Source organism: Elusimicrobiota bacterium, from assembly GCA_028718185.1.
In the GTDB taxonomy this organism is placed as follows: domain Bacteria; phylum Elusimicrobiota; class UBA8919; order UBA8919; family UBA8919; genus JAQUMH01.
Genome location: JAQUMH010000012.1, coordinates 19,084 through 34,149, shown reverse-complemented (window position 1 = coordinate 34,149; position 15,066 = coordinate 19,084). Strand labels below are relative to the sequence as shown.

At 36.3% G+C, this 15,066-nt stretch carries 11 protein-coding genes and 1 tRNA gene; all 12 read right to left on the bottom strand.

Going from position 1 to position 15,066, the window contains the following annotated elements:
• Positions 1–78 precede the first annotated feature (78 nt).
• Positions 79–831: a hypothetical protein gene (locus PHE88_10935; GenBank protein MDD5688334.1), complete on the bottom strand. Its 753-nt coding sequence runs from the start codon at positions 829–831 to the stop codon at positions 79–81.
• A gap of 325 nt (positions 832–1,156) precedes the next feature.
• Positions 1,157–2,170: a Holliday junction branch migration DNA helicase RuvB gene (gene ruvB, locus PHE88_10930; protein ID MDD5688333.1), complete on the bottom strand. Its 1,014-nt coding sequence runs from the start codon at positions 2,168–2,170 to the stop codon at positions 1,157–1,159.
• A gap of 103 nt (positions 2,171–2,273) precedes the next feature.
• Positions 2,274–2,864 carry a Holliday junction branch migration protein RuvA gene (ruvA, locus tag PHE88_10925; GenBank protein ID MDD5688332.1) on the bottom strand — a complete coding sequence of 197 codons (591 nt, stop codon included), beginning with the start codon at positions 2,862–2,864 and terminating at the stop codon, positions 2,274–2,276.
• Positions 2,865–2,927: 63 nt separating this feature from the next.
• A complete protein-coding gene (gene ruvC, locus PHE88_10920; protein ID MDD5688331.1) occupies positions 2,928–3,449 on the bottom strand; it encodes a crossover junction endodeoxyribonuclease RuvC in 522 nt (173 codons plus the stop codon).
• Between the two features lie 121 nt (positions 3,450–3,570).
• Positions 3,571–4,296: a YebC/PmpR family DNA-binding transcriptional regulator gene (locus PHE88_10915; GenBank protein MDD5688330.1), complete on the bottom strand. Its 726-nt coding sequence runs from the start codon at positions 4,294–4,296 to the stop codon at positions 3,571–3,573.
• 154 nt (positions 4,297–4,450) lie between these two features.
• Positions 4,451–4,532 (bottom strand) — tRNA-Leu (locus tag PHE88_10910).
• 15 nt (positions 4,533–4,547) lie between these two features.
• Positions 4,548–4,889, bottom strand: a complete 342-nt coding sequence (gene secG, locus PHE88_10905; GenBank protein MDD5688329.1) for a preprotein translocase subunit SecG — start codon at positions 4,887–4,889, stop codon at positions 4,548–4,550.
• 132 nt (positions 4,890–5,021) lie between these two features.
• Entirely contained in the window at positions 5,022–6,224 is a 1,203-nt protein-coding gene (locus PHE88_10900; GenBank protein MDD5688328.1) for a 2,3-bisphosphoglycerate-independent phosphoglycerate mutase, read from the bottom strand.
• Between the two features lie 109 nt (positions 6,225–6,333).
• Complete coding sequence (locus PHE88_10895; GenBank protein MDD5688327.1) at positions 6,334–7,047, bottom strand: CmcI family methyltransferase; 714 nt, start codon at positions 7,045–7,047, stop codon at positions 6,334–6,336.
• A gap of 206 nt (positions 7,048–7,253) precedes the next feature.
• Complete coding sequence (locus PHE88_10890; protein ID MDD5688326.1) at positions 7,254–8,441, bottom strand: phosphoglycerate kinase; 1,188 nt, start codon at positions 8,439–8,441, stop codon at positions 7,254–7,256.
• Between the two features lie 219 nt (positions 8,442–8,660).
• Positions 8,661–9,707, bottom strand: a complete 1,047-nt coding sequence (gene gap / locus PHE88_10885) for a type I glyceraldehyde-3-phosphate dehydrogenase (protein MDD5688325.1) — start codon at positions 9,705–9,707, stop codon at positions 8,661–8,663.
• A gap of 137 nt (positions 9,708–9,844) precedes the next feature.
• Entirely contained in the window at positions 9,845–15,004 is a 5,160-nt protein-coding gene (locus PHE88_10880) for a hypothetical protein (GenBank protein MDD5688324.1), read from the bottom strand.
• Positions 15,005–15,066 lie beyond the last annotated feature (62 nt).

Genomic DNA, 15,066 nt, shown 5'->3' with positions numbered 1-15,066 from the left:
TGAGGATGACAAAAAAAATACAATTGTGACATAATCTCCAAGTTCGGAATAATGAAATTGACATTTTTTCAACTGTAACTATAGCAGTTCCAACTGTCTCTTTTCTGGGACAAACTCACCGATAGCAGTTGTATCTAAACCAAAATCTACTGCCATTTTTTCTACCAAATCTGCTATCTTTTTAGAAAATATTACCGGTGGTGAAACCCGCTTTGAATACATTATTTCATATCTTCTTAATAGTTGGGGATAAAATTTTTCAATAAAAGACAAAAATCGCGCTTTATTTGTATCACGTAAACGCAAATCATCAGTAGAAATATACTTGGCACCGGAAAGACTTGCTTCTGATACTATGTCCGATACTGTTTTTTCGTTTATTATATACGGGATAACCGGTGCCAACATAGCACCACATCGTATTCCCCGCGAAGCAAGGATGCTCATTGCTTTAAACCTTTTTGACGGCTTAACTGAACGCGGCTCAAGCAATTCCCATAAATCATCATTTGTTACTATAGAAAAACTTACTGCTAAAAATGTTACTGCCGACATTTTCTCCAACAAGTCAATATCACTCAGAATTAAATCCGACTTTGTCATTATATGAGTCGGAATTTTAAAATTATAAAGAACTTCTAAAATACTTCTTGTATTTTTATATTTTTTTTCGATTGGCTGGTACGGGTCGCAGGCAGTACCGATTATTACCAGACAGTCCTGGGGAATTTTTTGCAGTATTTCATTTAACAGAAACGGTGCATTCGTTTTTGATTGTATCTTGTAAAAAAATTCTTCCTTCTTTTCATACGGGATATACTTATCAGACATAACATAGCAGTATTGGCATGAATGCTCACAACCCTTGTATGGATTTAATGTATAAACGCATGAAAAACCGTCTAATTTATCGTCCAAGCGATTTAAAATGCTTTGTACCTGGATAAGTTCATATTTGACCATATGAGTACGCAGATCACACAGATAATAGCATAACTGTCATTGCGAGGGACGAAGTCCCGTGGCAATCTCATGAGATTGCTTCCCACCACTGAATCGTTGGCGGGCAGGCGTCATTTCATTCCTCGCAATGACATGCCTGTTGTTTAATCGGTGTAATCAGAGATTGTTGGTATCCTTCGGACAACAATCTCATTTATAAAAGTTCTGACTGTTTTTTGAAGGGTAATCCTAAATGTTTATATGAAAGTTCTGTGACAACTCTGCCACGGGAAGTCCTTGCCAAAAAACCTGCTTGTATAAGATAGGGTTCATATACATCAGTTATCGTATCTGTTTCCTCTGAAACGGAAACTGCTATTGTATCAACACCCACGGGACCACCTGAAAATTTTTCAATAATTGTAAGAAGAATTTTCCTGTCTGTCTCGTCAAGACCGACTGCATCAATTCCCAGCGATTCAAGAGCATCTGATGCAAGTTTTTCCGTAATTATTCCTTCTGTTCTCATATCAGCAAAATCACGGATTCGTCTTAAAAGCCGGTTTGCTATTCTGGGAGTACCCCTGCTTCTTTCAGCTATAATGTCAATACCTTTTTTATCTGATTTTATATTAAGAATACCTGCCGAACGTGTTATAATTTCTTTCAAGTTATCAACCGAATAAAAATCAATATGGGCAGAAATGCCGAACCTTTCTCTTAACGGGGATGTTAAAAGTCCCGCACGGGTTGTGGCTCCGATAAGAGTAAATTTTGGTATATCCAGCTTTATGGTTTTTGCCGAAGGACCCTGCCCTATAATAATATCTAATTTAAAATCTTCCAAAACAGGATAAAGCGATTCTTCAACCACCCTGTTTAGACGATGAATCTCATCAATAAAAAAAACATCTCCATATGAAAAATTAGTTAAAATAGCTGCCAAATCGCCGACTTTTTCCATAACAGGACCGGACGTTGATTTTATATTTACACCCATTTCGTGTGCAATTATATTAGCAAGAGTTGTCTTGCCAAGTCCAGGCGGTGAATAAAAAAGACAATGGTCGAGCGGTTCTTTCCTTTTTTTTGCGGCAGAAATGAAAATCTTGAGATTTTCTTTAAGTTTTTCCTGACCGATGAATTCATCAAGTTTCTGAGGTCTTAAAGTATAATCAATTTTTTCTTCTTCTTCAACAGTTATAGGACTAATTATCCGCTTTTCTATTTCTTCCATATTATTTTTAGACCTTTTGAAAAACCATAAACGATCTTGATTACATTTATGACAACATCGCTGTCATTGCGAGGGACGAAGTCACGCGGCAATCTCACTTCTCTAAATCTTTAAGTGCCTCTTTTATTATTTCCTGAGTTGAAGCCTCTTTTTTAATACGAGCAACTGCAGTTTCAACTGCTTCCTTGGACTGAATATATGTAAAACCGAGCGACTTTAATGCTTCTACTGCATCATCAAATGCTAATGCAGAAGTTGTAACCTCTCTATCCGGCAAATAAAATTCTTTCATTTTATCTTTTAATTCGAAAATAAGTTTTTCAGCTGTTTTCTTGCCAATCCCGTGAATACCTGAAATAGTTTTCATGTCTGAAGAAATAATGGCTTTCCTAAACCCGGAAATAGAAGTATTTGATAAAATTTCCATAGCCGTTTTTGGACCAATACCCGAAACACCTATCAAAAGTAAAAAAAGTTCTTTTTCAAATTGGGATGAAAATCCAAAAAGGTCAATGGCATTTTCCCGCACATGCTGATAAGTCAATATTTTTAATTTCATTGTCTCAGGCGGGAGTTCGGAAAACGTTGCCATTGAAATTGTCAGTTCATACCCTACACCACCGACATCAATAACAATTTTATTTTTTTTCTTGGAAACAAGCGTTCCGGTAAGCTGAGATATCATTATCTACCTTACGAACTCACGAAAATGACCACGAATTTATTCACGAATTAACACGAATAAAAACTACGCAGTTATTTGTGTTTTGTTCGTGATGTTTGCCTTTATTTGTGTGACACTATTCGTGTTTAAATAACAGATGCCGATGGCGATAGCGTCAACTGTGTTATCATCTTTTGGCAGTTCTTTTAATTTTAAAATATTTTTTACCATATAACCGACTTGATTTTTATCTGCCTGACCGTAACCGGTAAGTGCCTGCTTTACTTGAAGCGGGGTAAATTCACAAATACTAAGTCCCATTTCTACACAGGTTACTATTACAACTCCACGAGCATGACTGACTGTAATTGCTGTTTTAACATTTTTTGCAAAATATATCTGTTCAACTGACGCTACTTCCGGCTTATTATTTCTTATTATTTTTTTAAGTTCCCTGCTGATTATATAAAGCCGATTCCCAAACGGAACATCCGGCAAGGTCTTTATTACCCCGCATTCTTTAATCGTTAATCTTGAATCTTTAATCGCTTCTATAACCGCCCACCCGCAAGAAGCAATCCCGGGGTCAACTCCAAGTACTATCATTAAAACACCTTCACGAAAACGACCACAAATTTAGTCACGAATAGTCACGAATAAAAACATTGTTATTATTCGTGTTTTGTTCGTGATGTTTGCTTTTATTCGTGTTTCTTTATTCGTGTTTTTATTCTACTTCGAAATTTGAAAAAACATTTTTAACATCATCGTGTTCTTCTAATTCAGTTACAAGTTCTATCATCTTATTTGCATCTGCACCTTCAAGTTTGATATATGTTGTAGGTAATTTTGTATTTTCTGCCACCTCAATATCAATTTTTTTGTTTTCAATCGCTTTTTTTACTTTTTCAAAATCTGCCGGCTGTGTAATAATCTCATATAAGTCTGCATCATCACTCTTTACATCTTCAGCGCCGTTGTCAATTGCAATTGTCATTATTTCATCTTCTTTAACCTTTGTTTTTTCAGTCGCAATATAGCCTTTTGACTGGAACATCCAGCCGACACAACCGGTCTCGCCAAGATTACCGCCATGTGAAGAAAATATTTTTTTTATCTCCGAATGCGTCCTGTTTTTATTGTCAGTCGTAACTTCAACTATAACAGCAACTCCACCGGGACCATAACCCTCGTATGACAATTCCTCATAGTTTACACCCGGCAACTCACCGGTCCCGCGCTGAATAGCTTTTTTTACATTATCAGACGGCATATTTGCCATTTTAGCATCTTCAATAGCTTTTCTTAACCTGGAGTTATTTTCCGGATTATTACCGCTTTGCTTGGCAGCAATGGTAAGTTCCCTGGCAATCCTGGTAAAAACCTTTCCTCTTTTGGCATCTATAATTGCCTTCTTGTGTTTTATTCCCGCCCATTTAGAATGTCCTGACATATTTTCCCCCAAATACTATAAATAAATATTTACACCTTTACAAGGTAATCATACCATATTTTTCCCATTTTTACAATAAAAAAATCCCTACACTTAAAAATCAAAGTTAAGGATTATAATTTCTGCAAAAAAATATACTTTATCTTTATTTAACTGCTGGGGGCGGGACTTGAACCCGCATTCCTTTCGGAACACGCCCCTCAAACGTGCGCGTATGCCAATTCCGCCACCCCAGCAAAATTAATTCTAAATTATTTCTTAGGTTGGGCAGGAGTTGTTGGTGCCGCTGTTGGTGCTGCCGGTTGTGCTGATTGCGGTTTTTGAGAAGCTATCGGTATTTTTTCAGCTAGTGACCTGCCCCTTGTTCGGACAGCAACAATTGTCAGTAATAGCGATGTTATCATAAATACCACTGCCATGGTAGTGGTAGTTTTTTTGATAATCCCAGGCGTAGTATTACCACCAAACACAGCTTCATTACCGCCACCGCCAAAAAGCCCGGAAATACCCGCTCCCTTTCCAGCCTGTAAAAGCACAACCAAAATCAACCCAACACTTACTATAATGTGAACCGTCAAAATAAATCCATACATATTTTTTATTCCTTTTATCGCAGCGAGGGAAAAATTTTTGCAGAACTTCAATTTGCAACTTATTTGTTCCAGGAGCAAATTGCAGAGCGAGTTCTAATGAGCGTTTCAAAAAAATTTGTTCCCGAGCGATATCTATGCGCCATATTTCAATAATTTTCCTGCATTCGCAAGCGCCAGCGGCATTACGTCTCTTGCTGAAATTCTTCCTAAACCTCCGGAAATACAATCCATTTCCGCGAACCTTTCAACTTTATCAAACCTACATTTTTTAGAATAAATTAATAAAGGTACCGGGTGCCAGGAATGACCGCTATTCACTGCAGGTGTAGAATGGTCTCCGGTTACTATTATAACATCAGGGTTTAAACTTGTCAATACGGGTATTGATTTATCAACTTGTTCAATCACTTTTACTTTTCTCGCAAAATCGCCGTCTTCACCTGAAGAATCCGTCTGTTTTATATGCATGTAGAAGAAATCATACTTTGAAAAATTTTCTTTCAATGTTGAAAATTCCGTTTCTATGGTATCACCCGCTTTTACAACTTCCATACCGCATAACCGGGCAAGACCTTTATACATAGGATATAAAGCAATACAGGCAGGCGTAAGTTTATAAACTTCCTGAAATTTCGGTAAATTAACCATTTTAGAAAATCCGCGAAGCAAAACCATATTAGCAGGATGGTCATTTTTTAAAATCTCTTTCGTTTTCCGGATAAATTTATTGACAATTTCTGCAGAACGGACAGCAGATTTATCTATAACAACAACGTCCGGCGGTTTTAATCCCTCTTTTTGCGGGTCGGAATCTAAAAGCTTGTCAGATAAATCCTTACCCCTGAAAATTACTGAAAACCTGTGTTCTTTGACAGGTCTTACAAATATTTTTATTCCGTCAATTTCCATACCGTCAAGTTTCTTACAAAGTTCTATATTTTTGTCGGTTGAAATCCGCCCGGCACGACGGTCAGTAATTATATCTTTATCGTCGACTGTACAATAATTTCCCCGTGCTGCCATGTCGTTAACGGTAAATTCAAAATCTATCCCAAGCGTATCTAGAAGCCCGCGACCGATTTCATGTCTTAACGGGTCGTAACCAAAAAGTGAAAGGTGCGCAGGCCCGCTGCCGGGAGTAATTCCAGGTGAAATGGGGTCTGATAAACCGCATATTGAAATTTTAGCGAGATTATCTAAATTGGGATGGTTTGCCGCTTCAAGTTCTGTTTTACCACTTTCATTTTGAAGCCCGCCTAACCCATCCATTACAACAAGCACAATTTTTGTATCCGTTTTTACAGTTAGTTTTTTTAAAAATTCCTGTTCAATCATCTTTTTCCTCACTTATTGTGTAATGTGTTTTGTGCTATGTGTAATGAAATAATAAAACCAAAAGAGTTGCCTGTTTAGTTGGCATTAACAACCGTTCTCGATTTCCCTATTATATCTTTCTCAGGTAACCGCTGGGATTAAATGTCATTAAAAATTTTTCTTTTTCTTCGTCGATAACGAAATTTTTATTTTCTTTTAAAAATTCTTCAATTGCCTCATATGGACCGGGACCAAAAGAAATATTCACCGGATGTCCGTTTACATTGCTGTCTTCTACAATCAAATAACTGCCTTTCGTGACAAATTTGCTGTAAATTTTTAATTCTTCAAGGACATGGTCTTTCCTATGGTCGGAATCCAGTATAACCATCACTTTATCCTTATCGCTTATCTGCTTTTTTATCTGTTCGACAATTTCTTTGGAAATAGACGAACCCAGTAAATATTGTATTCTTTTATGCTGGGGACGGTTGGCAACATTTTCAATATCCACAGTAATAATTTTTCCGTTATTTACAAAATCACACATTGTAGCCAAATACCGTGCACTGCCGCCGTTCGCAGTTCCGGTTTCTATTATTACATCCGGTTTCTGTTCATAAATAATTTCCTGGTATATCCAAAGATCCAACGGACATTTTAATGCACGAACACCCAGCCAATATGTATTACGCCAAGTCTTGTGCATGACATTGGAATCATAATAAAGTTTATGAAAATTTCTTACAATGTCTTTTTCGGACTTTGGGGAATAATACATTTTATAATAAACAATATCCCGTAACGCCCTTACTTCATTTTTTATCCGATTTATTAAACTCATTGTTATTTACCTTTCATTTGTTTTTAATATCCTTTAAATTTCAAAACAAAGCAACAAATTTTTGAAGAATCTTTCAATCGCGGAGCGAGGGAGTTGTTGAGCAGAACTTCACGGAGTTCCGCTTACACATTCAGCGGAACGAGTGAGACAGAGTGTCCCGACGTTACGTCGGGAACACGGTTCTGCGAGACAATTCCCGAGCGAGACTATTTATCCTTTAATGCTGCGATTCCCGGTAAGTCTTTGCCTTCTAAAAACTCCAGCGAAGCACCGCCACCGGTAGAAATATGTGAAACCTTATCTGAAACACCGGCTTTTTTAACAGCAGAAACACTGTCGCCGCCACCTATGATTGAAATCGCACCTTTTAATGTGGCTTCGGCAATTGCACAAACAACTGCGTTTGTTCCTTTAGCAAATTTATCAATCTCAAACACACCCATAGGACCGTTAAGAACGATAGTTTTTGCCGATTTAATAACACTGCTGTATTTTGTTATTGTTGTCGAGCCGATGTCAACACCCATCCAACCATCTTTTATATCAATACTTTTTGTTTCTTCGACATTTGCACTTGCATCAACTTTATCAGCTATTATATGGTCAATCGGAAGTAAAAACTGAATTTTGCCGGCTTTTTTCATCAGATCTTTCGCTAAATTTAGTTTATCTTCTTCAACAAGGGATTTACCAATCGATATTCCCTGTGCTTTCAAAAAAGTGTAAGCCATCGCACCACCGATTAAAATTGCGTCAACTTTTTTTATAAGATTTTCAATTACACTAATTTTATCAGAAACTTTTGCACCGCCAAGAATAGCTATGAACGGTCTTTTCGGGTTTTGCAACGTATCGCCAAGATATTTTATCTCTTTCTCAAGTAAAAAACCTGCTGCTGAAGGTAAATATCTATTCACACCGGCTGTTGATGCGTGGGCACGATGAACTGTTCCAAAAGCGTCCTGAACAAAAAAATCTGCAAGTTCCGAAAGCTGTTTTGCAAATTTTTCATCGTTCTTTTCTTCTTCAGGATGAAACCTGAGATTTTCAAGCAACAAAATCTCTTTAGGTTTCAAACCGGAAGCAAGTTTCTTAACTTCTTCACCAATACAATCCGGCGCAAATTTTACATCTATTTTCAGCAATTCCGCTAATCTCTTAGCAACCGGCTTTAATGAAAATTCCAGGGCAACCTTACCTTTCGGTCTGCCTAAATGAGAGCATAAAATAATTTTGCAACCATTATCAATAAGATATTTTATAGTAGGAATTGATTCTTTTATTCTCGTGTCATCGGTGATGTTCTGTGACTTATCCAACGGCACATTATAATCAACCCGCATCAAAACCTTCTTACCTTTCAAATCAACATCCCGAATCGTAAGTTTCGTCATAATTACTTCAGCGGATAAGCGGGTAAGCAGGTTAGTGGATAAGAATACTTCTCTTATCACCTTATCCGCTTATCTACCTATTCACCGCCTCCTCCTCTAGTCATCGCGGAGCGAAGCAAGAAATTTTTGAAGAGCCTCAATTTGCGACCTTTTCGTTCCAGGAGCAAATTGCAGAGCGAGTAGCAAACGAGCGTCTCAAAAAAATTTGCTTGTGAGCGATTATATTCCTTTGTTAATCAAATATTCAATCAAATCAACTACCCTGTTTGAATATCCCCACTCATTATCATACCATGCAAGAATCTTTACCAAATTACCGTCAAGAACTCTTGTAAACGGTGCGTCAAATATAGATGATAAAGGGCAATGATTAAAATCAATTGATACTACTGGTTCATCTGAATATCCAAGAATTCCTTTCATTTTGCCTTCAGCTGCAGATTTTACTGCTTTATTAATTTCTTCGGCAGTCGCGTTTTTCTTCATAGTTGCAGTTAAATCAACTACTGAAACATTCGGGGTTGGAACTCGAATGGCGAAACCATCAAGCTTGCCTTTTAAGTCCGGTATTACAAGAGAAATTGCTTTTGCCGCACCTGTTGATGTAGGAATCATAGAGACTGCTGCCGCTCTCGCACGACGCATATCAGAATGAGCCATATCCTGTAACCGCTGGTCATTCGTGTAAGCATGAATTGTGGTCATCAACCCCTTTTCAATTCCCCAATTATCATTTATAACTTTTGCTACCGGAGCCAGACAATTAGTTGTGCAGGAAGCATTTGAAATAACATGATGGTTTTTGGGATCATATTTATCTTCATTCACTCCAAGAACAATTGTAATATCTTCACCTTCTGCCGGAGCAGAAATTATTACTTTTTTTGCACCGCCTTTTGTTATATGATTTTCAGCTCCTTTAACTTCTTTACCTTTTTTATTAACTCCATCTTTCTTTACCGTGAAAAGTCCGGTTGATTCAACGACAACTTCAACACCTAATTCCCTCCATGGGAGTTCTGCAGGGTCTTTCTTTTTAAGAACTTTTATTTTCTTGCCATTAACAGAGATAATATCTTCACCCTCAGCTTTTACATCGCCGGGAAATCTACCGTGAACAGAATCATACTTTAAAAGATGCGCGTTAGATTTAGCATCATATAAATCATTCACCGCAACGAGTTCAATATTTTTAGAATTTTTTTCCAATATTGCCCTTGCCACTAACCGCCCTATCCTGCCAAAACCATTAATACCTACCTTCATGCTATCCCCCTTTTTAATAACAAGTCAGAAAACCTAATCTTGCTATTTAATTTTTAATTTCATTAATCTCACTTAATAAAAATATTAACTAACGCCGTACATGATACATAAATTTAAGTATCGGGTCAAGTAAAAAATTAGAAAGTAATAGTAAGCGAAGAAGAAATGTCGAAAGAATAATAATTATCCTGCTTTCTTTTTCTATTTTTAAAATAAGAACCGGAAGAACCTAAATTTATCTGCAAATTATCGGAAATAGAATAATCTCCGCTTAGTGATAAAGAATATGTATCGGTGTTATTAACATCTACTATTTTATCAGTATTTGTAGCATATCTTAAATTACTCGTCAAAGTAAAACGATTTTTAAGATCTATTACTATTGACGAAAATGGTAATTTCCACAAAATGGGTTTGGAAACATCATAGTTTACACCCACTGAATAAGTTTGATTTACAGAATCCTTTGTTACTTTAGGTGTTCCATCAACTTCAAAGTTATTTTGCCAGTCATAGCGCGGAGTAAATCGCCAGTCTTTATATCTATAGCCAACCTGAAATGCTGCCGTTTGCGATTTTCCATCACCCATAATCCTATTCTGACTTATATCTTCACTCAAATTTGTGGTAAGGCTATATGAAGTGAAACAATCAAACTTTTTTATAAAATTAAACCTGTAATCATACGAGGTAGCTATTGACTGGTCATATTTTATTTTTCTGCTAAACGCATAATCATCCGTAATCCTTTTTGTATATCTTAAGTTGACTTGTGTATCAGTTACATATTTTTCAACGAAAAAAAACTTTTCCGTTTCTGATATTCCTGCACTAATATCCGGCCAGTTCAGCGTAACAGATCGGCTCGTTGTCCCGGTAGTATCATTTCTTCTATCTGTTTTTGAATACGCGGAAGTTGTCATTATGGATTTTATAGGCGTGAGCCGTCCCTGGAAATCTATAAATTCAAATGGCGCCCACCTCGCATTTTCCCTTATAGTATCTGAAATAGTATATGATCTCCGTTTTGTTCCGGTATCTTCAAATACCATGAAATCTCTTATCCATAATTTATTATAAATGTATATTTCATTTCTTACATTTTCATAAGAATCCCCATCGGCTATTTCATATGAAGAATTTAGTGAAAGCGAATTCATTGGTTTGAAATTAATAATATCTCTTGAAGATAACGAAACTGAAACATTTCCGCCGGCTGTCCTGTCAATACTTTTTGTATTAGTTGTAACATTACCGGTAGTTGAAGTTATTAAATTATATGTCTGGTTTATATTTGAATTGTAAGAGGCAGCGGGTTGGAACCAGGAGAAAATACGGAATGAGGTTGCTAACGATGCTGCCTGACTATCATTTTTGGGATACTTTGTTTCTTCATCAAATATTAATCGTTTTCGTTCTTGTGTGATAGTATACTTATAATTTGGCGTTAATGAAAGATTCGAAAACGGTTTTATGCCTATCCAATCATCCATCCAATTTAATGGTGTAAAAGATGTCCTGCCGGAATAATTATCCGTATACGTCAGGAAATACCAGCTTGTTGTTTGGCCAAGCAAATCCCCGAAATTCACAACTTTTCTTTGCGGTCTACCTAAATATGAATTTGATCTTGAATATGATGCTGATAAATCATTTGGCGTAACATAAAGTTTCAGCGGATTTGTATAATCAAAAGTACCACTATAAGAGTTGGTTTCATCACGTTGAGATGTAAGGTTTGTTTCCGTGATTGATTTTGAATATGATGCACCGATCCGTGGAAATTTTTGGATTGTAATTGAAGTGGAACCGTTACCTGTAACTGTTGTAACTTTTCCCTCATCTAAAATTGAAACAAGATTTGTATCCCCCGTTTGTACTGCTGACGGTGTTACTGTAAGTATCTTTGAAACAGATGTATTCAGCGGAATAGAAATCCAATTTAAAAACGATGGTTTTAAAAACCATATTTGAGGCATATTTAAATAACCTGACATCTCTTCATAATCACGATTTGCAATTTGCGTAGTTAGCGTTTGAAAATCGCGATCTATATATTTATATTTTGCCCCAAATGTTGCCCAGCCAGGAATTGAAAAATCAGCATTTTCCCTATGTGCATAACCGGACATTTGCCATGCTTCATCTAAATAAATTTCATCAACCCAAATTTCGCCATTCTCGATTTTTGAACCAGTTGTATTTTTTACAAGAAGTTTTATTTGGGATATATTAGTAAGTGCTGGTTTACCTATAACCTTAATTGTACCCTCGCTTGCAATAATTGTATCCGGTTTAGCATCTTTATTTATATCAACAAGCTCCAAAACAATTTTTTTCCAGCCAACCCAGTCCGGGACTATAGTATGTTCATAATATGCCGAATCAGCTCCAATTTGCATAGAAAATACAGCTCCACCTGAATTATTACCCCATAAAAAATATGTCAGTTTTTTATGATTTGAATAATTAGCAGCACTCGCAAAAACAGTTTTTGTAGTTGCTGTTGAACCGCTTTCAAGTGTATACTTCAAAGAAAGTGCCTGTTCCTTTTTCCCCGTTAAATCCTTTTTTGCAAGATTATAAAGATCTGTATAAAGTGAGGGAAATTGACTATATAATGGAGTGTAACCGATATTATCAACATTATTAATTGCCGTAGCAGTCATCATATTGTTAATTCCGGTTCCATAAACGGTTGGTTTTTCCCATTTATTCCCTACAATTGATATATCGGTAAATTGAACATTAGTAACATTTGAATTCCCAAGCGGTGATTTTATAGTTAACCGAATTTGTTTTACCGCTTCCCATGTTGCTGTATCACCGAGCGGTAATACAAAATGTTTCCATCCTGTCCATGAAATATTCTTATAAACTGTACCAGTTTCATCCTTAAATCCGATAGAACCATCCGTATTGACAAAGTTTGACATATCAAAACTGCCCAAAATTAAATCTTTTCTTCTCAATATACCGTCACCATCAAGATCTTCAGTATCAATCTTGCCGTTGTTCGCTCCAATAATAGTAATACTTCCATCAGGATGATGAAAGGGAATTCCCACATCCTCACCCGGATTTAAAATACCGTCAGAATTTTTATCTTCAGTCTCTAATATACCATCACCGTCGGCATCCTCGTTTAACGAACCGAGACTGATTGTAATTTCATCACCGGAACTACCAATACTGTTACCATACATCCAAAAATCTAAAAAAAGTTTTTTTGTATAGTCCACTCCAAGCCGCGAAATAGGATAAACAATTGATGCTTCTCTGTTTGAATTGAGTTTGTAGGCAACATATAATACTTGTTTTTTCGTCTCTATCTCATCCTGAGAAGTTGAAGAGTTAATATCACCCATTCTTACATCTATGTTTTCCCAATAAAGAGAACTATTCGCTGTAACTTCTGCCGAAATATTTGCAGAATATTTCCAATAATTCTTATCAGTAGTCATTGTATCCGCTTGTTTAATGCCTTCCATATTATCAATAAGTGCATTACCAAAAATATTTGGATTCTTAATACTTCCAGCATATTCACCTGAAAAAGAAGGTTTAAGCGGTAAATTAGCGAATGTTGTTCTGGAATCAAATTCATATACAGAAATACTTTCCGGAGTTGAATGCACATCCGGAGAGGTTAATGGTTTTGCAGGGAAATTATATAAGAACGTTGAGCCAAACGAAAAATTATTAAAAGGTGCATACTCACCACGAAGTCCAATGACTGTTTGATCCATCTGTCCGCCGAAAGGCATCCATTCATATGTTATATCTATAAGCGTTGAATCACTAATTCTCTCTTCATTCAAAAAAGTAATAAAACCGGAATCGTAGTCCATAAAATAATCTGTATCACGATTAATAGGTACCCCATCCATTAGAATTTTTTCCGATAGCGGAACTATGTTGGGTTTTACAAGATAAGATTTTGTGCGGTACCTATATTCGGTGTAAATAATATAATTGCGGGTCGGCGTGTTTTCATATGTACTTGACGGGAATGGTTCTTTATCATTTCCTGCCGAGTCAGTAAATCTAAAAGTCCCTGCTTCAAAGTCAACTTCTACATTTGTCGGATACTGAGCAACGTCTGGTTTTTCTATACGCGCTAAATCCAATATTTTTAAAATAAAGTTATTTCTGTTGTCATCTCTTATAATTTTAGTACGTCCTATTGAGTAATAATTTTTCAGTTCATATTTAAGCGCTTCATTTTCATCTTTTATTATTTGATAGGAATCTAATGGGTTGCCTTTGACAGCTCTTGTTCCATCTTTTTTCTCATAATCCACTACAATAACATAATTCTGGGCAATTGTTTTTCTAAAAACCACAATCCCTCTTTCATAATCTACAGTATAGTCGCTGCCGGGATAAACCAATTCCGCCGTCAAAACAATTATGGTAGACGCATTAACATCCCATGCTGTAATTGTAGAAGTAAGGATGGTATTATTTTGCGCATTTTTATCATCAATGTAAATCCTTTCGCTACCCGGTTTAATCGGGAGCTGAGATGAATCAAGCGTCAACCTATAATACTTTCTTCTTTGATACGATATATCATAAATATCTTTCTTTTCAAATGTAGTTGAACCATGAAATCGTTTTGTTTCAGTTGTACCTTTTGTCCTTGAAAAAACTCCGTACATGTTGGCATTCTTATATTTTAGCTTTGCCATAGCACCAAATGCTGCCTTATCGTACGAAACAAATTCTGTTCCGGGAAGCGAAAGTGTAATATCACCAAATGCTGCCTGCTGTACAAATTCATCAGGATCACCCTGATACATAATAGAAATATCTTTTTTACTTTCAACCGTATCGTCATAATCAACATTCACGGAAATTTTCTTTTTAACCGTCCCCTTAACCCTAACTTGAAGCTGCTGGTCCAGTTCAAACCCGGCAGCTGTCGGTTCTGTTCTACCGTCATCCCTCTTATTGAGATATTTTGAGACTGAAAATTTCATACCGATAAACTTCCTGCCCGAAATCGCAAGTTTTGAATCATAAGGAAGTTCTATTCCTTCGGAAAGTATTGGAGGTAATGTCGGCTCGGAAGTAATCGTAGTTGAACTTGCCTGAAATGATTCAGGTTTGGCAGTATTTATTGTTTCTTCACTAAACGTTTTTTCTTCTTTCTGTTTTCTTATCTGCTGCCATTCATCCATATCTAATTCCTGTCCATAAACAGCGGAAATACAGGCAAGAAAAACAATCCAGATAAACGTGATTGAAATATATTTTTTCATTAATAAATATTTTTTTAATATGTTTTGCACAAATACACCAGATACCGGCATAAAATTAAGACAGTTCTCTACTTATAGTATTTTAGCAAATA

Bases quoted from the DNA above. Each gene is read 5' to 3' on its own strand.
- PHE88_10900 (MDD5688328.1), bottom strand. From the start codon at position 6,224: ATGATTGAACAGGAATTTTTAAAAAAACTAACTGTAAAAACGGATACA.
- PHE88_10890 (MDD5688326.1), bottom strand. From the start codon at position 8,441: ATGACGAAACTTACGATTCGGGATGTTGATTTGAAAGGTAAGAAGGTT.
- ruvA (MDD5688332.1), bottom strand. From the start codon at position 2,864: ATGATATCTCAGCTTACCGGAACGCTTGTTTCCAAGAAAAAAAATAAA.
- PHE88_10895 (MDD5688327.1), bottom strand. From the start codon at position 7,047: ATGAGTTTAATAAATCGGATAAAAAATGAAGTAAGGGCGTTACGGGAT.
- PHE88_10915 (MDD5688330.1), bottom strand. From the start codon at position 4,296: ATGTCAGGACATTCTAAATGGGCGGGAATAAAACACAAGAAGGCAATT.
- secG (MDD5688329.1), bottom strand. From the start codon at position 4,889: ATGTATGGATTTATTTTGACGGTTCACATTATAGTAAGTGTTGGGTTG.
- PHE88_10935 (MDD5688334.1), bottom strand. From the start codon at position 831: ATGTCTGATAAGTATATCCCGTATGAAAAGAAGGAAGAATTTTTTTAC.
- ruvC (MDD5688331.1), bottom strand. From the start codon at position 3,449: ATGATAGTACTTGGAGTTGACCCCGGGATTGCTTCTTGCGGGTGGGCG.
- gap (MDD5688325.1), bottom strand. From the start codon at position 9,707: ATGAAGGTAGGTATTAATGGTTTTGGCAGGATAGGGCGGTTAGTGGCA.